Annotated in this window: 20 protein-coding genes; 7 read left to right on the top strand and 13 right to left on the bottom strand. The window is 73.7% G+C overall.

From position 1 onward, the window contains the following. The 6 genes from ABZ885_RS21380 to cobU form a co-directional block, all read right to left on the bottom strand. The coding region (locus ABZ885_RS21380; RefSeq protein ID WP_360190753.1) for a biotin/lipoyl-containing protein at nt 1-768 on the bottom strand (768 nt) is incomplete at its 3' end. Between the two features lie 58 nt (nt 769-826). Next, nucleotides 827-2,233, bottom strand: coding sequence for a dihydrolipoyl dehydrogenase (gene lpdA / locus ABZ885_RS21375; RefSeq protein WP_360190750.1), 1,407 nt, complete (start codon nt 2,231-2,233; stop codon nt 827-829). Between the two features lie 419 nt (nt 2,234-2,652). Continuing rightward, a complete protein-coding gene (locus ABZ885_RS21370) occupies nt 2,653-4,158 on the bottom strand; it encodes a leucyl aminopeptidase (RefSeq protein ID WP_360190747.1) in 1,506 nt (501 codons plus the stop codon). Nucleotides 4,159-4,454: 296 nt separating this feature from the next. Next, the gene (locus tag ABZ885_RS21365; RefSeq protein WP_360190744.1) at nt 4,455-5,264 is read right to left on the bottom strand and encodes an adenosylcobinamide-GDP ribazoletransferase; all 810 of its coding nucleotides are present in this window, start codon (nt 5,262-5,264) and stop codon (nt 4,455-4,457) included. Beyond that, nucleotides 5,257-6,366 (bottom strand): nicotinate-nucleotide--dimethylbenzimidazole phosphoribosyltransferase, encoded by a 1,110-nt coding sequence (locus tag ABZ885_RS21360; protein WP_360190741.1) that lies wholly within the window; start codon nt 6,364-6,366, stop codon nt 5,257-5,259. Before ABZ885_RS21360 ends, ABZ885_RS21365 begins: the two co-directional genes overlap by 8 nt. A 28-nt stretch (nt 6,367-6,394) precedes the next feature. Continuing rightward, a complete protein-coding gene (gene cobU / locus ABZ885_RS21355) occupies nt 6,395-6,967 on the bottom strand; it encodes a bifunctional adenosylcobinamide kinase/adenosylcobinamide-phosphate guanylyltransferase (RefSeq protein ID WP_360190738.1) in 573 nt (190 codons plus the stop codon). A gap of 183 nt (nt 6,968-7,150) precedes the next feature. Here cobU and ABZ885_RS21350 point away from each other — a divergent pair, with 183 nt between their 5' ends. Beyond that, nucleotides 7,151-7,351 carry a hypothetical protein gene (locus ABZ885_RS21350; protein ID WP_360190735.1) on the top strand — a complete coding sequence of 67 codons (201 nt, stop codon included), beginning with the start codon at nt 7,151-7,153 and terminating at the stop codon, nt 7,349-7,351. A 49-nt stretch (nt 7,352-7,400) separates the two neighbouring features. Here ABZ885_RS21350 and ABZ885_RS21345 read toward each other — a convergent pair whose 3' ends face one another. Together ABZ885_RS21345 and ABZ885_RS21340 are read right to left on the bottom strand one after the other, a co-directional pair. Then, a complete protein-coding gene (locus tag ABZ885_RS21345; protein WP_360190758.1) occupies nt 7,401-8,111 on the bottom strand; it encodes a methyltransferase domain-containing protein in 711 nt (236 codons plus the stop codon). Between the two features lie 188 nt (nt 8,112-8,299). Beyond that, nucleotides 8,300-8,899, bottom strand: coding sequence for a DUF3043 domain-containing protein (locus tag ABZ885_RS21340; protein ID WP_360190732.1), 600 nt, complete (start codon nt 8,897-8,899; stop codon nt 8,300-8,302). A gap of 307 nt (nt 8,900-9,206) precedes the next feature. Here ABZ885_RS21340 and ABZ885_RS21335 point away from each other — a divergent pair, with 307 nt between their 5' ends. Beyond that, a complete protein-coding gene (locus ABZ885_RS21335; RefSeq protein ID WP_360190729.1) occupies nt 9,207-10,007 on the top strand; it encodes a PspA/IM30 family protein in 801 nt (266 codons plus the stop codon). A 37-nt stretch (nt 10,008-10,044) separates the two neighbouring features. Continuing rightward, nucleotides 10,045-10,344 carry a hypothetical protein gene (locus ABZ885_RS21330; RefSeq protein WP_360190726.1) on the top strand — a complete coding sequence of 100 codons (300 nt, stop codon included), beginning with the start codon at nt 10,045-10,047 and terminating at the stop codon, nt 10,342-10,344. A gap of 108 nt (nt 10,345-10,452) precedes the next feature. Here ABZ885_RS21330 and nadA read toward each other — a convergent pair whose 3' ends face one another. Further along, nucleotides 10,453-11,625, bottom strand: a complete 1,173-nt coding sequence (gene nadA / locus ABZ885_RS21325; protein ID WP_360190756.1) for a quinolinate synthase NadA — start codon at nt 11,623-11,625, stop codon at nt 10,453-10,455. Nucleotides 11,626-12,005: 380 nt separating this feature from the next. Between nadA and ABZ885_RS21320 the strand changes: the two genes are divergently transcribed. Together ABZ885_RS21320 and ABZ885_RS21315 are read left to right on the top strand one after the other, a co-directional pair. After that, entirely contained in the window at nt 12,006-12,470 is a 465-nt protein-coding gene (locus ABZ885_RS21320) for an Lrp/AsnC family transcriptional regulator (protein ID WP_360190723.1), read from the top strand. Between the two features lie 201 nt (nt 12,471-12,671). Beyond that, nucleotides 12,672-14,039 carry an aminotransferase class I/II-fold pyridoxal phosphate-dependent enzyme gene (locus ABZ885_RS21315; RefSeq protein ID WP_360190720.1) on the top strand — a complete coding sequence of 456 codons (1,368 nt, stop codon included), beginning with the start codon at nt 12,672-12,674 and terminating at the stop codon, nt 14,037-14,039. 64 nt (nt 14,040-14,103) lie between these two features. Here ABZ885_RS21315 and ABZ885_RS21310 read toward each other — a convergent pair whose 3' ends face one another. Then, nucleotides 14,104-14,973 carry a GNAT family N-acetyltransferase gene (locus ABZ885_RS21310; protein WP_360190717.1) on the bottom strand — a complete coding sequence of 290 codons (870 nt, stop codon included), beginning with the start codon at nt 14,971-14,973 and terminating at the stop codon, nt 14,104-14,106. Between the two features lie 245 nt (nt 14,974-15,218). On the opposite strand from ABZ885_RS21310, the gene erpA reads away from it, so the two are divergent. Beyond that, a complete protein-coding gene (gene erpA / locus ABZ885_RS21305) occupies nt 15,219-15,572 on the top strand; it encodes an iron-sulfur cluster insertion protein ErpA (RefSeq protein ID WP_030391519.1) in 354 nt (117 codons plus the stop codon). 74 nt (nt 15,573-15,646) lie between these two features. Here erpA and ABZ885_RS21300 read toward each other — a convergent pair whose 3' ends face one another. Beyond that, nucleotides 15,647-16,387, bottom strand: a complete 741-nt coding sequence (locus ABZ885_RS21300) for a hypothetical protein (RefSeq protein WP_360190715.1) — start codon at nt 16,385-16,387, stop codon at nt 15,647-15,649. 114 nt (nt 16,388-16,501) lie between these two features. Then, nucleotides 16,502-16,756 (bottom strand): hypothetical protein, encoded by a 255-nt coding sequence (locus tag ABZ885_RS21295; protein WP_360190712.1) that lies wholly within the window; start codon nt 16,754-16,756, stop codon nt 16,502-16,504. 246 nt (nt 16,757-17,002) lie between these two features. On the opposite strand from ABZ885_RS21295, the gene ABZ885_RS21290 reads away from it, so the two are divergent. Further along, on the top strand, nt 17,003-17,980 hold the full coding sequence (locus ABZ885_RS21290) for a carbohydrate kinase family protein (RefSeq protein WP_360190710.1): 978 nt from the start codon (nt 17,003-17,005) through the stop codon (nt 17,978-17,980). Here ABZ885_RS21290 and ABZ885_RS21285 read toward each other — a convergent pair. Further along, nucleotides 17,973-18,383, bottom strand: a 411-nt coding sequence (locus ABZ885_RS21285) for a sulfurtransferase TusA family protein (protein WP_360190707.1), incomplete at its 5' end; no start/stop codon positions are given. The two genes, ABZ885_RS21290 and ABZ885_RS21285, sit on opposite strands and share 8 nt — an antisense overlap.

Below are 18,383 nucleotides of genomic sequence, written 5' to 3'. Positions count from 1 at the left end.
GGCGGGGGGCGCGGCCGGGGCGGGAGCGGCGACCGGAGCCGGAGCGGCCACCGGGGCCACCGGGGCGACGGGGGCCGGGGCGGCAACCGGAGCCGGGGCAGCCGGGGCGGCAACCGGAGCCGGAGCGGCAACCGGGGCCGGGGCGGCGACGGCGGCACCGGCGGCGCCGATCAGCGCGAGCTGGGCGCCGACCTCGGCGGTCTCGTCCTCGCCGACCAGGATCTTCACCAGGGTGCCGGCGACCGGCGACGGGATCTCGGTGTCGACCTTGTCGGTCGAGACCTCGAGCAGCGGCTCGTCGACCTCGACGGTGTCACCCTCGGCCTTCAGCCAGCGGGTGACGGTGCCCTCGGTGACCGACTCGCCCAGCGCGGGCAGCAGGACCGGGGTGGCGTCGCCGGCCGGAGCGGCGGGGGCGGCCGGGGCCTCGGCGGCGGGCGCGGGAGCGGCGGGCGCCTCCGCGACCGGGGCGGCGGCCGGAGCCGGAGCGGCCTCGGCGGCCGGGGCCGGAGCGGCGGCCGGGGCACCCGAACCGTCGTCGATGATCGCGAGCTCGGCACCGACCTCGACGGTCTCGTCCTCGGCGACCTTGATCGAGGCCAGGATGCCCGAGGCCGGAGCCGGGATCTCGGTGTCGACCTTGTCGGTCGACACCTCCAGCAGGGGCTCGTCGACCTCCACGCGCTCACCCTCGGCCTTCAGCCAGCGGGTGACGGTGCCTTCGGAAACGCTCTCGCCCAGCGCGGGCAGTGTTACTGAGACCGCCATGGTTTCAGCGACTCCTATCAAGTCTTGCGAACTGGAATGGGGGGATTGCGGGGCGCGATCAGTCGTGCGCGTGCAGCGGCTTGCCGGCCAGCGCCAGGTGCGCCTCGCCCAGGGCCTCGGACTGGGTCGGGTGCGCGTGGATGAGCTGCGCGACCTCGGCCGGCAGCGCCTCCCAGTTGTAGATCAGCTGCGCCTCGCCGACCTGCTCGCCCATGCGGGCGCCGACCATGTGGACGCCGACCACGGCGCCGTCCTTGACCTGGACGAGCTTGATCTCGCCGGCGGTCTTCAGGATCTTGCTCTTGCCGTTGCCGGCCAGGTTGTACTTGAGGGTGACGACCTTCTCCTTGCCGTACAGCTCGACGGCCTTGGCCTCGGAGATGCCGACGGAGGCGACCTCGGGGTTGGAGTAGGTCACGCGCGGGACGCCGTCGTAGTCGATCGGCACCGGCTTCAGGCCGGCCAGGCGCTCGGCGACCAGGATGCCCTCGGCGAAGCCGACGTGGGCCAGCTGCAGGGTCGGGGCGAGGTCGCCGACCGCGGAGATGGTGGGCACGTTGGTGCGCATGTACTCGTCGACGAGGACGTAGCCGCGGTCCATCGCGACGCCGTTCTCCTCGTAGCCCAGGCCGGCCGAGACCGGGCCGCGGCCGATGGCGACGAGCAGCAGGTCGGCCTCGATCTGCTTGCCGTTCTCGGTGGAGACGCGGACACCGGTCTCGGTGTACTCGACGCCGGAGAAGCGGGCCTTCAGCTCGAACTTGATGCCGCGCTTGCGGAACGCGCGCTCCAGCAGCTTGGAGGAGTTCTCGTCCTCCAGCGGGACCAGGTGCGGCAGGGCCTCGACGATGGTGACCTCGACGCCGAAGGACTTCCAGACCGAGGCGAACTCGACGCCGATCACGCCGCCGCCGAGGATGATCGCCGACTTCGGGATGCGGTCGAGCTTGAGGGCGTGGTCGGAGGAGATCACGCGGTTGCCGTCGATCTCCAGGCCCGGGATCGAGCGCGGCACGGAGCCGGTGGCCAGGACGATGTGGCGGCCCTCGATGCGCTGGCCGTTGACGTCCACCGAGGTCTGCGAGGAGAGCCTGCCCTCGCCCTGGATGAACGTGACCTTGCGGGAGGCCACCAGGCCCTGCAGACCCTTGTACAGGCCGGCGATGACGTCGTCCTTGTACTTGTGGACGCCGTTGATGTCGATGCCCTGGAAGGTGGCCAGCACGCCGAACTCGGCGGCCTCCTTCGTCTCGTCCGCGATCTCGGCGGCGTGCAGCAGCGCCTTGGTCGGGATGCAGCCGCGGTGCAGGCAGGTGCCGCCCAGCTCGCCCTTCTCGACCAGGGCGACGCTCAGGCCCAGCTGCGCGGCGCGGAGCGCCGCGGCGTAACCGCCGCTTCCGCCTCCGAGAATGACTACGTCGAAAACGGTGCTGGCGTCGTTCGCCACGTCACGTCCTCCATGCAATGGGGTGGGTCGCCGGGCCGGTCGCGGTCCGGTGGGTCGGAAGCCTTTGTGGGGCGCCCAGTCGTGCCGGAAATACATCTTCGCACTTGTTCACGGTGGCTGATGTCCGGGTCCGCCCCAGGGGTGTCCCACAGGGTGGTCGCCGGGGTGGGTGGCCCCCCGGCGGAAGGGCATCATTGCAGCTCAGAGCGGGGTTGACAGCGCCGGGGAGGGCGCTCCGGGCGGTCCGGCGGCGAGCGGGTTCCGCAGTGTGGAACAAAGTTTCGCCCGCAGCGAACAGGGGTGCGGAGTGCGGCCCCGTTCCTTACCCGCAGGTAACAGCGGTGCCGGGCGCCGGGAGGGTCCGGAAAGCCGGCCGGGGCCCGGCGCACCGGCGCCGGACCCCGTCCGTTCACAGCCCGTCCCGCGGGCGGCCCGGATCAGGCCTTGTCGCCCGCCGCGGTCCGCTCGGCGAAGCGGACCAGGGTGCGCACCGCGGTCGCGGTGCCGCCCTTGGGGGTGTAGCCGTACGGCGCACCCTCGTGGAACGCCGGGCCGGCGATGTCCAGGTGGGCCCAGTCGATGCCCTCGGCCACGAACTCCTTCAGGAACAGGCCGGCCACCAGGCCGCCGCCCATCCGGTCGCCCATGTTGGCCAGGTCGGCGATGGTCGACTCGGTCATGCCCTTGCGCAGCTCGGCCGGCAGCGGCATCGGCCAGGACTGCTCGCCGGCCTCGCCCGCGACGGTGTGCAGCGTCTCGCGCAGCTCGTCGTCGTTGGCCATCACGCCGAAGGTGCGGGCGCCGAGCGCCAGCATCATCGCGCCGGTCAGCGTCGCGACGTCGACGATCACGTCCGGCTTCTCCTCGCCGGCCCGCACGATGGCGTCGGCCAGCACCAGGCGGCCCTCGGCGTCGGTGTTCAGCACCTCGACGGTCTTGCCGCCGTACATCCGCAGCACGTCACCCGGGCGGGTGGCCGAGCCGGACGGCATGTTCTCGGCCAGCGCCAGCCAGGCGGTGACGTTGACCTGCAGGCCGAGGCGCTTGGCGGCGACGACGGCGGCGAACACCGCGGCGGCGCCGGCCATGTCGCACTTCATCGTCTCGTTGTGACCGGCCGGCTTCAGCGAGATGCCGCCCGAGTCGTAGGTGATGCCCTTGCCGACGAACGCCAGGCTGGCCTTGGCCTTCGGGTGGGTGTACGCCACCTTCACCAGCCGCGGCGGGTTGACCGAGCCGTTCCCGACGCCCAGCAGGCCGCCGTAGCCGCCCTTGAGCAGCGCCTTCTCGTCGAGCACCTCGACCTTGAGGCCGTGCTCCTTGCCGGCCGCCTGGGCGATCGCGGCGAAGCTCTTCGGGTTCAGGTCGTTCGGGGCGGTGTTGACCAGGTCGCGGGCCCGGTTCATCTCCTCGCCGACCACGGCGGCGCGCTCGACCGCGGCCTTGGCCTCCTTGCTGCCCTTGCGGGCGGTCAGCAGGACCAGCTCGCCGACCGGCTCCTTGCCGTTGCCGTTGCCCTTGTAGGTGCCGTAGGCGTAGGAGCCGAGCAGACCGCCCAGCGCGACCGCCTCGACCTCGTCGGCCGACTCGGCCGGCAGCGCCAGCGCGGCCTTCTTGCTGCCGGCCAGGGCGCGGGCGGCGACACCGGCGGCACGCCGCAGCGCCTCCGCCTCGTAGCCGCCGTCGGCGGCGTCGCCGAGGCCGACCGCGAGCACGAGCGCGGCCTTCAGGCCGGCGGGGGAGGGCACCTTGACGGCCTCGCCCTCGGCGCCGGTGGCGCCCAGGGTGGTGAGGACCTCGGTCAGCTTGCCCTCGAACGCCTCGCTCACGGCCTCGGCGCCGGGGGCCAGCACAATGCCCTTCGGGCCCTTCGCGACACCGATCACCAGGGCGTCCGCGCGCAGCGAGGCGGCGGAGGAGGTGCTCACAGACAATGCAGTCACGTAATGCGTCCTGTTCTTTCGCGGTCCACGGCCGGTCGCGGCCGGCTGCCGCACCGGCGCAGCCCGCCTCCGCCGCGGGGCCTCCCCCCGGGTACGAGCCGGGTCCGGAGCCCCTGGAGCGTGCGACGCCGGTCGTGGCGGCCGCACACATCAGAGGCCCCGGCTCCTCGGCAGGCGCCGGCCGGGCAGGACCTGCGACGGTGCAGGGCTGCGGTGCTCCCCGCATGGTAGTCCGCATGCTGGGATCACGCGCCGCCTGGTGGCCCAACGGGCAAGGCGGGGCCCGCGGGTGCGGTTCAGCCCAGCAGCGCGAGCGCCACCAGGGTGCCGGTCGCGGCGGTCTCCGCCATCGCACCGAGGACGTCCCCGGTGATCCCGTCCAGCCGTCGTACGCAGCGCCGCAGCAGCAGCCAGGAGCAGCCGAGGCCGGCCGCAACGGCGAGCGGCAGCCGCAGCGCTGACCAGCCGTCAAGCGCACCGACCGCCGCGAACAGCAGCACCGGTCCGGCCGTGGCCGCGGCCGCCGCGACCGGGGGGACCGTGCCCGCGACCATCGCCCCGAGCCCGCCCGGGCGGGCGGCCGGCACCGACCGCAGGCACCCCAGGGCGAGCGCGCACCGCGCGGCCGTCGCCGAGGCCAGCACCGCGAGCACGCCGCGGACCGTCGAGGCGTCGAACTGCCCGGCGATCACCGAGATCTGGGCGAAGAGGACGAGGACCAGGGTCAGTACGCCGAACGGACCGATGTCGGACTGCTTCATGATGCGCAGGGCGTCCTCGGCCGGCTTGCCGCTGCCCAGGCCGTCGGCGACGTCGGCCAGCCCGTCGAGGTGCAGTCCCCGGGTCAGCGCGGCCAGCGCCCCGACCGCCGCCACCGCGCCGGGCAGTCCGCCCGCCCGCCAGGCCAGCAGCGCCCCGGCACCGGCCGCGAGCGCGCCGAGCACCAGCCCGACCACCGGCGCGGCCGCCATCGCCCGCCCCGCGGCCGCCCGGTCCCACCGCTCGACCCGCACCCGCAGCACCGACAGCGTCCCGAACGCGAACCGCAGCCCGTCGCCCCAGCCGGCCGGGCGGGCCGGGTCTGCCGGGTCGGAACGGTCAGACACGCCCCAGCAGCTCCGCCGCCGACGGCAGCTTCGGCTGCTCCTTCGGCGCCGCGGGCCCGGCCGGCGCGTGCTCGGCGAGCGCGTCCGCCGCGGCCTGCAGCAGCGGCAGCGCCATCAGCGCGCCGACGCCCTCGCCCATGGTGATCCCCTGCTCCTGCAGCGGCGTCAGGGTCAGCCGGTCGTACGCCTTCGCCTGGGCCGGCTCCCCGCTGGACTGGCCGGCCCGCCACCACTCCGGCGCCCGGAACGCGATCCGCTGCGCGACCAGCGCGCAGGCCGCCGAGACGACGCCGTCCAGCACGACCGGCAGCTTGCGCACCGCGGCCTGCAGCAGGAAGCCGGTGACCGCCGCGAAGTCCGCGCCGCCGGTGGTGCCGAGCAGTGCCAGCTGGTCGCCGAGCACCGGCCGGGCCCGCCGCAGCGAGTCCCGGACGGTCGCGCACTTGACCATCCAGACCTTGTCGTCGATGCCCGAGCCGCGTCCGGTCACCGCGGCCGCGTCGGTCCCGCAGAGCGCGCCGACCAGCACCGCCGCCACCGTGGTCGAGCCGACCCCGAGGTCGCCCAGGACCACCAGGTCGGTGCCGGCGTCGGCCTCCTCGTCGGCGACGGCCATCCCCGCCCGGAAGGCCCGGGCGGTCTCCTCCGGCGTCAGCGCGTCCTCGGTGTCGATCCGGCCGGAGCCGCGCCGCACCCGGTGCGCGACCACCTCGTCGGGGAACTCCGACGGGTCCGCGTCCACCGCGACGTCCACCACCCGCACCTCGGCGCCGAAGCGCCGGGCGAGCAGCGCGACCGGTGCGGTGCCGTCCAGGACCGCCCGGACCCGCGCGGCGGTGCCGCCCTGCGCGGACAGCCGGGACACGCCGAGCGAAGCCACCCCGTGGTCGGCGGCGAACAGCAGCACCTTGGGCGCGGCCAGCGGCCGCACCGGGGAGCGCCCCTGTACGGACGACAGCCAGCTGCCCAGCTCCTCCAGCCGGCCGAGACCGCCGCGCGGCCGGTCGGGCGCCTGCCAGCGCTCCTCGGCGGCCCGTCGGGCGCTCTCGTCGGGGCGCTCGACGAGGGAGGAGAAGGTATCGAGATCCACGGTCGTGTCCATCGCTCGGAAGGCTACACGCCGCGGTTGATCAGCCGGCGGCGGGCTTGACTTGCAGAACCTGCCCCGCGACCACCAGCAGCACACGCTCCGAGGCGTCCGCCACCGCCATGTTGAGCCGGCCGAGCGTGTCCCGGAAGCGACGGCCGGAGGCGGTCGCCGGGACGACGCCCATCCCGACCTCGTTGCTGACCGCGACCACCTGACGGCGCGTCCCGGCCCAGGCCGTCGCGAGCGCCGCGCACCGGGCCTGCACCGCCTCCTCGCCGCCGTCCGCCCACACCGCGTCGTCCCAGGCGCCGCACTCGTCCATCACGGCGGTGAGCCAGAGCGCCAGACAGTCGATCAGCACCGGCGCCGGGTCGCGGTCGTCGGCCAGCACGGCCTCCAGGCCGCAGGTCTCGGCGGTCCGCCAGCTCGCCGGCCGCCGGTCGCGGTGCAGCGCGACCCGCTGCGCCCAGTCGGCGTCGCCGTCCCGGGTGCCGCTGGTGGCCACGTACAGCACGTCCTCGTACCGGGCGAGCAGCTGCTCGGCCTTGGTGGACTTGCCGGAGCGCGCGCCGCCGAGGACCAGCGTGCGGGGGAGTGCGGGAACGTCTGCCATGCGGCCCATCCTGCCCGACGAGGCATACGGAAGATCCCACCGGGCAGGCTATGGTGCGCAGCACGCAGGGCACCTGCACGCAGGGGCGACTGCACAGCACGACTGCACACAAGGACGACTGTGCGGCGCACAGGGCGGCACACGGCGGCCGGGGCGGCGCAGCGACATCGGGAGGAGCCGGGCATGGTCTGGACGTGGCGGTACGAGAAGGCGGACGGCACCGTGGTGGTCCCCGCGGACGGCCAGGAGGAGTTCGCCGGCCAGGGGGACGCCGAGACCTGGATCGGGGAGAGCTGGAAGCAGCTCGCCGAGGACGGCGTGGACACCGCGGTCCTGCTGGACGACGGCCGGGAGATCTACTCGATGAGCCTGCACGAGGCCTGAGCCCGGCGGGGCCTGAGCCCGGCGGGGCCCGGAGCCCGCCGGCCCGGGGCTACTTGGCCCCGAACACGTGCAGCAGCGCGGCCACCTGCCGGTACGGGTCGGTGCGGCCGGCCCGCTCCTCGGCCTCGAGCAGCTGGGCCAGCTGCCGCCCGTCCACCGGTGGCGCCGCGTCGTCGGGCGCGTTGTCGGTGAAGACCCGGACGCCGTACCAGTGCTTCAGCGGCACGGACACCTCGGAGAGGGTGACGGCGAGGTCGGCGAGCCGGTCGGCCCGGGCCGCCAGCCCGAGCCGGTTGTAGTAGCGGTCGCTCTCGAAGGCGTGCAGGGCGGCCCGCCAGTCCCCGGCGGCGGCGGGCCGCAGGGCCAGCGCGTCGCGGTTGCGGACCAGCAGGGAGAGCAGCCCGCCGGGGGCCAGCAGCCGGGCCAGCGAGGCGATCATCGGGTCCGGGTCCGGCAGGTACATCAGGACGCCGTGGCAGAGCACGACGTCGAAGCTGCGCGGTCCGAACCAGCGCCCGCACTGGTGGCCGTCGCCGCTGAGCAGCTGGAGCCGCCCGCGGACCTCGGCCGGTTCCTCGGCCAGGGCCCCCTGGGCGACGCCGAGCGCGACCGGGTCGGAGTCGATGCCGGTGACGTAGTGGCCGGCCCGGGCCAGGCGCAGGGCCTGGGTGCCCTGGCCGCAGCCGATGTCGAGGACGCGCTGTGCGGTGCGGCCGGCCAGCTGTTCGGCGAGCTGCCGGGCGACCAGCTCCTGCCGCACGAGGTTGCGCAGGCTGCCGAGGCGGTCCAGCCAGGGGCCGGTGCCGCCGGCGAAGGAGCCGCTGCGCGAGGGCAGCCGGCGCTCCTGGGCGATCCGGTCGTGGCCGCCGTCGCCCTGGCCCGGCAGCGCGTACAGGCCGGGCCCCTCCCAAGCCGGAGGGGCCCAACCGGAGTCCACCGGTTCGGCGGTCAGGGCTTCTCCCCGCGACGCACCTGCGGCTTGGGCAGCCGCAGCCGGCGCATCTGCAGGATGCGCATCAGGCCGTAGGCGACCGTGCCGCGGGTGTTCTGGCCGGCGAAGCGCTCGCCCAGCTGCTTGCGCAGACCGAGGCCGAGGCGGGCGAAGTCCAGGATCACCAGCACGAAGAAGAGCAGGAACAGCACGGTGGAGAGCAGCTGGAGGGCCGGCACCTTCACGATGCTGAGGACCAGGATGACCACCGCGGCGGGCAGGAAGAACTCGGCGAGCGACCAGCGGGCGTCCACGTAGTCGCGGGCGAACTTGCGCACCGGGCCCTTGTCGCGGGCCGGGAGGTGGCGCTCGTCGCCCTCGAGCAGCGCGGTGCGCTGCTTCTCCCGCTCGGTGCGCATCCGCTCGCGGGCCTGGCGGGAGGCCTCCTTGCGGTCCTTGGGCACGGTCACCCGGGTGCGCCGGTTGGCCTCGGCCTCACTGCGCTTGGGCGTGGGGCGGCCCTTCTTCGCCTGCGGGTCGCGGGGCTGGGTCGTCTCGTCCTGCTTCTCCAGCACGGTGGCGGAGGCAGCGGCATCATCTGAACGGCGTCGGAACACACCACCAGCGTACGGGGTGCGCGAGCGCTTCTCCGGGTGCCGTTGGACCCAAACGCATATCGATCGTGCGAGGCCGGGCCGGGGAGCCGGTTTCCGGAGGTGGTCCCGTAGGGGATCGGTCCCGGGGAGGGTGAGGGGGATGAGGGGCGGATCCACCCCGGGGATGAGGCCGGGGCAGGCGTCGCTGTAGCAGTCTTGTTGCAGGCAGGTGCACTGCGGCGACGGGCTCGCTGCACATACACTCGTCGTGTCTGGTAACGAGAACGAGACAGAGACCGCAGGCCGGAGAAGGGGGTTCCCGAGGCCCATGAGCGACGGAATCATGAAGCGTATGGGGCTGATCTTCCGCTCCAAGGCGAACAAGGCCTTGGACCGGGCGGAGGATCCGCGTGAGACGCTCGACTATTCGTACCAGAAGCAGCTCGAGCTGCTGCAGAAGGTGCGTCGTGGTGTCGCGGACGTGGCCACCTCGCGCAAGCGACTGGAACTCCAGCTGACCCAGCTCCAGCAGCAGTCCGCGAAGTACGAGGACCAGGGCCGCAAGGCGCTCTCGCTCGGCCGGGAGGACCTCGCGCGCGAGGCGCTGACCCGCAAGGCGAACATGCAGTCCCAGATCACCGACCTGGAGACGCAGTACCAGCAGCTCCAGGCGGAGGAGGAGAAGCTCACGCTCGCCTCCCAGCGGCTGCAGGCCAAGGTGGACGCCTTCCGCACCAAGAAGGAGACCATCAAGGCCACGTACACCGCGGCCCAGGCGCAGACCCGGATCGCCGAGTCCTTCTCCGGCATCTCGGAGGAGATGGGCGACGTCGGTCTGGCGATCCAGCGGGCCGAGGACAAGACCGCGCAGATGCAGGCCCGCGCGGGTGCGATCGACGAGCTGCTGGCCTCCGGCGCGCTCGACGACGCCAGCGGGCTCGGCCGCAAGGACGACATCGAGGCGGAGCTGGAGCGCGTGGCCGGCGGCTCGGACGTCGAGCTGGAGCTGGCCCGGATGAAGGCCGAGCTGACGGGCGGCTCCCCGGCCTCCGGTCCGCAGGCCATCGAGCAGGGCAGGCCGCAGGATGCCCCGCAGCAGGACACCCCGCGGATCAACTACAACAAGTGATCTGAGCTTCACCCGACGAACCAGGGAGACGCACGGCATGATCATGAGGGTCATGGGGGAGGGCCAGTTCGAGGTGGGCGACGCCCATCTGAACCGGCTCAACGAGCTGGACGAGGAGCTCCTCGGCGCACTCGAATCAGGGGACGAAGGCCACTTCCGCCGGGCGCTCGGTGAGCTGCTGGGCGCGGTGAAGAAGTTCGGGACCCCGCTGCCGGACGACTCGCTGGAGCCGTCCGACCTGATCCTCCCGGATGCCGATGCGACGATCGACGAGGTCCGGCAGCTGCTGCGGACCGAGGGTGACGGCCTGATCCCCGGCATCCCCGAGTACGAGTAGCCGCCGTCTCGCACCGGACGCCAGACGCGACGCCGAAAGGGCGGGCCCCCCACCACGGGGGGCCCGCCCTTTCGGTGTGCGGGCTTCCGGCGCGCGGCCGGCGCCGGGCTACGGCAGGGCGAGCATCCGGTCCAGCGCCGCCTTGGCGTACTTCTCGGTCTCCGGGTCGACGGTGATCACGTTCGGCACCCGGCCCTCGACCAGCGACTCCAGCGCCCACACCAGGTGCGGCAGGTCGATCCGGTTCATGGTGGAGCAGAAGCAGACCGCCCGGTCCAGGAAGACGATCTCCTTGTCCGGGTGCGCCTTGGCGAGGCGGCGGACCAGGTTCAGCTCGGTGCCGATGGCCCACTTGGAGCCGGGCTCGGCGGCGTCCAGCGCCTTGATGATGTACTCGGTCGAGCCCACCATGTCGGCGGCCGCGACGACCTCGTGCTTGCACTCCGGGTGCACCAGCACGGTGACGCCCGGGATGCGCTCGCGGACGTCGTTCACCGAGTCCAGCGAGAACCGGCCGTGCACCGAGCAGTGGCCGCGCCAGAGGATCATCTTGGCGTCCCGCAGCTGCTCGGCGGTCAGGCCGCCGTTCGGCTTGTGCGGGTTGTAGAGCACGCAGTCGTCCAGCGAGAGGCCCATCTCGCGGACCGCGGTGTTGCGGCCGAGGTGCTGGTCGGGCAGGAACAGCACCTTCTCGCCCTGCTCGAAGGCCCACTCCAGCGCGCGCTGGGCGTTGGAGGAGGTGCAGATGGTGCCGCCGTGCCGGCCGGTGAAGGCCTTGATGTCGGCCGAGGAGTTCATGTACGAGACCGGGACGGTCACGTCGGCTATGCCGGCGTCGGTCAGCACGTCCCAGCACTCGGCGACCTGCTCGGCGGTGGCCATGTCGGCCATCGAGCAGCCGGCCGCGAGGTCCGGGAGGACGACCTGCTGGGCGTCGGTGGTGAGGATGTCCGCGGACTCGGCCATGAAGTGCACGCCGCAGAAGACGATGTACTCGGCCTCCGGGCGGGCCGCCGCGTCCCGGGCGAGCTTGAAGGAGTCGCCGGTGACGTCGGCGAACTCGATCACCTCGTCGCGCTGGTAGTGGTGGCCCAGGATGAAGACCCGGTCGCCGAGTGCGGCCTTGGCCGCCCGGGCCCGCTCGACGAGGTCCGGGTCGGAGGCGGGGGGGAGGTCGCCGGGACACTCGACGCCGCGCTCGCTGTTCGGGTCGGCCTCCCGGCCGAGCAGCAGCAGAGCGAGCGGCGTCGGAGTGGGGTCGACGCCGTAGGTCTCGGTGATGGTGGTGGTCACGGGCGGGTGCCCTTCTGTGCGGCCGATCAGTCGGTGCAGCCTTCTCGTCTATCTGACACTATCTATGATAACCGGTTAGCGTCAGACTGACGATGGCCATCCTGTCGATGTGACGAGAACCGCTCGCCGGTCCGGTGGCTTCCCGCAGTGGCCGAATCGATATCCGGGGCCGCGCGGGAACGGCGCAGGGGGGCGGCGCGGGGGCGGCCGGGAACCGGTGGCCGCGGCGGCGGCGGCGTCGCACGGTGGCCGCGCAGTCGTCATCCGCCAGCAGTGGCCCCGGTCCTGTCATCGGCCAGAATGGTGCCGAACCGTTTCGGCGGCCGCCGCCCCCGCCGATCCCGTACGACCAGTGGAGCCCCGCACCGATGAGCAGCAGCCGAGCGCACGAGACGGTCGGGGCCGACCTGGACGAGACCGACCGGCTCCTGCTCGCCCGGCTCGGCAGCGACGGCCGGGCTTCGTACGCCGAGATCGGCCTCCAGGTGAACCTTTCGGCCACCGCCGTGCGCCGCCGGATCGACCGGCTGCGGGCCCGCGGGATCGTCCGCGGCTTCACCGTCGTCCTCGACCCCTCGGTGCTCGGCTGGCAGACCGAGGCCTTCGTGGAGGTCTACTGCCGCGAGCGGACCGCCCCCGAGGAGATCCTGGCCAGCCTGCGGCAGTTCCCCGAGGTGGTCGCCGCCTGGACGGTCACCGGCGACCCGGACGCCCTGGTCCACCTGCGGGCCGCCGACATGCGGCACCTGGAGGCCGTCATCGAGCGGATCCGCCGCGAGCCCGGCGTGCAGCGCAGCCGCTCCTCGGTGGTCCTCTCCCAGCTCATCGGCTGACCCCCTGGACGGCCGCCGTCCGCCCCCGCGCAGGAATCCTGCGCGGGCCCCGCCGAAAACGCTCGAAACCTGCCTGACCGGCCGCGTTCCGACGCGCGGCGGCGGCTCCCCCCTGCCTAGGCTGAAGGACGTCCGGCACCGCGGTGACACGCCCCGCACCGCCGGCCTCCCCCCGACACCCCACAGCCGAGAGGGACCCCCGTGTCCGCAGCCCCCGACCGCATGCACCGGCCCGACAACGAACTGGTCGACCTGGTTTTCGACTACATGCGGGAGCGGCTGCAGTACGACCCCGTCCCGCTCGACCACCCCGGTGACGGCGAGCACCTGCGCGCCCAGCTGGCCGGCCTGCTGAACCCGGACGGCAACAACCCCGCCGACGTGCTCAAGCTCTACGACCACGAGCTCTCCCGCGCCGTGATCTCCGCCGACAGCCCGCGCTACCTGTCGTTCATCCCGTGCGCCCCCACCAAGGCCGCGCTGCTCTTCGACATGGTCGTCTCCTGCGCCTCCCTCCAGGGCATCTCCTGGCTGGAGGCGGCCGGCGCCATCGCCGCCGAGAACCAGGTGCTGCGCCTGATAGCGGACCGTGCGGGCCTGCCCGAGACGGCCGGCGGCACCTTCGTCTCCGGCGGCTCGGCCGGCAACCTCTCCGCCCTGGTGGTCGCCCGCGACACCGCCCGCCGCAAGCTGGGCGTCGGCCCGGAGGCCCGGCTGCGGATCGCCGTCGCCGACCAGGTGCACTCCTCGGTCAAGAACACCTTCAACATCATCGGCGTCGAGGCCTTCAAGGTCCCGACCGTCAACCGGCAGTTCACCGGCGAGGCACTGCGCGCCGCGCTGGCCGCCGACCCGAACCCGGAGACGGTGATCGCCGTCGTCGGCACCGCCGGCACCACCAACGAGGGCATCGTCGACGACCTGCAGGGCCTCTCCGAGGTCGCCCGCGAGCGCGGCCTGTGGTTCCACGTGGACGGCGCCTACGGCGGCGCGGGCCTCTTCGCCCCGTCCGTCCGGGCCCGCTACAACGGCATCGAGCACGCCGACTCGTTCGTCGTGGACCCGCACAAGTGGCTGTTCGCCCCCTTCGACTGCGCCGCGCTGGTCTACCGCAACCCGCAGCTGGCCCGCGCCGTGCACACCCAGGACGCCTCCTACCTGGACGTACTGCACACCGAGGGCGACGAGTGGAACCCCACCGACTACGCCTACCACCTGACCCGGCGCGCCCGCGGCCTGCCGCTCTGGTTCTCGCTGGCCGTGCACGGCACCCAGGCGTACACCGACGCCATCGAGACCGGCCTCCAGCTGGCCCGGGACACCGCCCAGCTGATCCGCGACACCGAGCACCTGGAGCTGCTGTTCGACCCGCAGCTCTCCGCGGTCTGCTTCCGCCGCACCGGCTGGACCAGCGACGACTACTACCGCTGGTCGCAGCAGCTGCTCGCCGACCAGATCGGCTTCGTCACCCCGACCGGCTGGGACGGCGAGACGGTCGCCCGCTTCGCCTTCCTGCACCCGGGCACCACCATGGAGATGGTCCGGGAGATCCTGGACACCATGGTCTGACCGGTCCGGACGACCGGCCCGACGCACGAAGCCCCCGCCCGGCCCGGCGGGGGCTTCGCCGTTCCTACAGCAGCGCCGGGTCCGGCAGGTACGGCGCCGGCGGGCGCATCCCGCGCAGCCCCAGGTAGCCGTGGGTCTCCACGGTCAGGCCGACCTCCAGCCCGACGTCCAGCGCCCACTCCTGCTCGGCGGTCAGCGCCTCCACCCGCGCCTGCGTGCCCTCCGGGACGCGGGCCAGCGCCTCGCGCAGCAGCCGGGCGGCGATCCGCTTCGAGGTGGCCGCCAGCAGCCGCACCTCGCCGCCGTCCCGGTAGCAGTAGCCGCTGCCCGCCAGGGCGTCGGCGACCAGCAGCTCCTCGCAGTGGCCCAGCAGCAGCTCGTGGTCCGGGCCGTGCGCGGCGCCGCGCAGCCGCCGGTCCACCGAGTCCAGCAGGTGCCGGTGGGTGCCGTTGCCCGCGTGCACCGGGATGTCGCCCGGATCGACCAGGCCGGACCGGTCCACCCGCCCGCTCAGCCGCATCGCCGGGTGCAGGGTGAACCCGGCCAGCCGGTACCGGCGGACGGCCGCCGGGGACGGCGCGGCGCACAGCATCCCGCGCAGGCAGCCGCGCCCGTACGCGGCGGCCCGCTCCAGCAGCAGCCGGCCCACCCCCTTGCCCTGCACCTGCGGCAGCACCGCGAGCAGCGCCAGCACCCACAGCCCCTCGCGGCGCAGCGAGAGCACCGCGCCGACCGGCCCGCCGTCCAGCTCGGCCAGCCAGCAGCCCTCCGGATCGGTGCGCACCAGGTGCCTCGTCCGGGCCAGCTGGTGGACGGGCGGCGCGGGCGGTCCGGCGGCGGGCCGGGCGCCCGGCAGCGCGGCGAACGCGTCGCGGGCGATGAGCTGGACGGCCTCCGCATCGGCGGCGGTGTCCCTGACCGGTCGCAGGAGCATGCCCTCCATCCTGGCCGCCCCGGTGCCCGTGCGGGGCCGGTTCCTCCGGATCGGCGGGCCGCGCGGTGCCCGACCCGCGTCCGGTTGTGCGAGCATGGGAGCGTATGGGAAGCGGGTGGCACACCCGGCCCACGGAAATTCCGCCGCAAAAGACCATCCAAAGACGTCCGCCGTCCGGGAAATGAAACCGGACGGCCGTCGGTTGGCACTGGCGGCAGACCGTCGTCAAGACCGGGAGAAAGCAGATGACCGTCCAGGACGAGACCACCGTCGAGAGTGGCATCCTCCTCACCGATGCCGCCGCGGCCAAGGTCAAGGGCCTGCTGGAGCAGGAGGGCCGCGACGACCTCGCGCTGCGCGTCGCCGTCCAGCCCGGCGGCTGCTCGGGCCTGCGTTACCAGCTGTTCTTCGACGAGCGCTCGCTCGACGGCGACGTGCTCAAGGACTTCGACGGCGTCAAGGTCGTCACCGACCGCATGAGCGCCCCGTACCTGGGCGGCGCCACCGTCGACTTCGTGGACACCATCGAGAAGCAGGGCTTCACGATCGACAACCCGAACGCCACCGGCTCCTGCGCCTGCGGCGACTCGTTCAGCTAGTCGGCAGACGGCGAAGGCGGCCCCGGATCCTCCGGGGCCGCCTTCGGCGTTTCCACGTGACCCCGCCGCGCCGGTTACCGCCCGGCGACGTCCGGCGTGGCCGGGTCCGGGCCGGCGTACGGGTCGGCCTCCAGCGGCACCGGCTGGCCGGTCGCCACGTCCGTCACCGCCCGGCCCGCCAGCGGCTGCTTCAGCTCGGCGGCCACCGTCTGCCGCTTGGCCAGCTCGGCGCAGACCTGACCGGCCGGGACCGGCGCCGCCACCGTGACCCGGACGTCCACCCGGCCCGGCTTGGACTCGTCCGCCTTCAGCGCGTACCGCTCGCACACCCCGCCGTAGAACCACACCGTCAGCCGGTTGCCGTCCACCCGGTAGGTGATCGCGGGGCGGACCGCCGGCCCGGCGCCCGACCCGTTCGGCGGCGGCTCGCCGACCGCGATGCCGTTGCCCGGGGGAGTGGCCGCGGGGGCGGGCGGCTGCGCCGTGTTCGACGGCCGCGGGTCCGGGGCGGTCGCCGACGGATCGGCCGGCGGGGGCGTCACCGGCGCGGTCGTCGCCGGGGCGGCCGGGGTGGCCGGGGCGTCCGACGACGCGGGGGAGGAGGGGCTGCCCGGGGCCGGGGTCGCACCGGCCGTCGGCTGCGCCGACCCGGAGACGGCGTCCGAGGCCGACTTCCCGCCGCCGTCGCACCCGGCCACCGTGACCGCCGCCGCCAGCACCAGACCCGCCAGCGCCGCCATCCGCCGCCCGCGCGACCGGGCACCCGCCACACCACCGGTGCTCCGGGGCGCCGGCTCCAGATCCAACAGATCCATCTGACAATCCTCCCGAGGGCTCAGCGGCACCGCCTCCACGGCCGCACCGCGCGGATGTGACGTGCCCCGGACCGATCCGGTTCCCGCACCTCCGCCGCCCGCCCCCGGGACGGGCTACATCCCGTACTCGGCCATCCCGGCGACCAGCCGCTGCGCCCCGGAGGGCACCCGGAAGCCGGAGACCGCGGGGGCGCTGGGCTCGGGGCCGGTCGCCAGCAGCGGCCAGAACCGCCGCAGCCGCCGGGAGGAGTCCACCAGCGCGTCCAGGGTCTCGGCGTCGGCATCACCCCGCAGGCCCGGCGGGACACCCGGCCGGCCGGGGCCGGACTGCGCGTGGTGACTGGCCTGCGAGTGGTGACTGGGCATCATCGTTGATCGCTCCGATCCACGGTGCCGCGGCCGCACTGCCACGGCTCGGTCGGGGCCGGACGGCCCCTGCGAGCGACCCTAGGCGGACCGCCCGGCCCCCACCAGGGCTACCCGGGGGTAGTACACGTTCGACGGGTCGCGGTGCCATTTCCGGCGGTATTGCTGCCGCCCGCCCCCCGCCGGGTACCGTGAGTGGGTTCGTTCCTGCTTTCTTGTGGCCACGCCGCCATCCTGAGGAGACCTCCCGTGCGTATCGCCGTCGCCGGCTCGATCGCCACCGACCACCTGATGACGTTCCCCGGTCGGTTCGCCGACCAGCTCGTCGCCGAGCAGCTGCACACCGTGTCGCTGTCCTTCCTGGTCGACACCCTCGACATCCGCCGCGGCGGTGTCGCGCCGAACATCGCCTTCGGCATGGGTGTGCTCGGCCTGCGCCCGATCCTGGTCGGCGCGGCCGGCGCGGACTTCGCCGAGTACCGCAGCTGGCTGGAGCGCAACAACGTCGACTGCCAGTCGGTCCACATCTCCGAGACCCGGCACACCGCCCGCTTCATGTGCACCACGGACGAGGACCACAACCAGATCGCCTCGTTCTACACGGGCGCGATGGCCGAGGCCCGGAACATCGAGCTCAAGCCGATCGCCGACCGCGTCGGCGGCCTGGACCTGGTGCTGATCGGCGCCGACGACCCGCAGGGCATGGTCCGCCACACGCAGGAGTGCCGCACCCGCGGCTTCGCCTTCGCCGCCGACCCGTCCCAGCAGCTGGCCCGCCTGGACGGCGAGGACATCCGGGAGATCGTCGACGGCGCCGCATACCTCTTCACCAACGAGTACGAGGCCGCGCTGATCGAGAGCAAGACCGGCTGGGACGCCGACGAGATCCTCACCCGGGTCGGCACCCGGATCACCACCCTCGGCAGCAAGGGCGTCCGGATCGACCGCAAGGGCGAGCCCGCGATCGTGGTCGGCTGCGCCCCCGAGAACAGCAAGACCGACCCGACCGGCGTCGGCGACGCCTTCCGGGCCGGCTTCCTGGCCGGTCTCTCCTGGGACCTGGACCTCGAGCGCTCGGCCCAGCTCGGCTGCATGCTCGCCACCCTGGTGATCGAGACCGTCGGCACCCAGGAGTACGAGCTGCGCCCGGGCGCCTTCCTGCAGCGCTTCGAGGGGGCCTACGGCGCCGAGGCCGCCGCGGACATCCGGGCCCACCTGGTCAAGTAGTCCGCCGGACCAGGTAGGCCACGCCCCGGTCGCCGCCGTAGTCGGCGGCCGGGGCCTCGCCCAGGTACTCCTGCGCGCGCATCTCGCACCACGACGGGATGTCCAGCCGGGCCGCCTCGTCGTCCGCCAGCACGGCGACCGTCCCGCCCGGCGCCACCTCGCCGATCCGCTTCGCCAGCTCGATGACGGGCAGCGGACACCGCTTTCCCAGCGCGTTGATAACTGTCACTCGCCCGCTCGCCTCCGGGCGCTCGGATCCGGCGCCGACGCTCTTCGCTCCGGCGCTCCCTCCTCCGTCGGTCGCTGGTCGCTTCGCCGCGATGTCGGCCTTGAACTGCGCCTCGGTGTAGCCGCCGAGCCGGGCGGAGAGGGTCGGGTCCAGCGTGAAGCCGAGGCCGCCGGG

The sequence above is a fragment of the Kitasatospora sp. NPDC047058 genome (assembly GCF_040643935.1).
GTDB lineage: Bacteria > Actinomycetota > Actinomycetes > Streptomycetales > Streptomycetaceae > Kitasatospora.
Note: the sequence above shows the minus strand (reverse complement) of the source record. Positions and strands in the feature narration are given on the sequence as shown.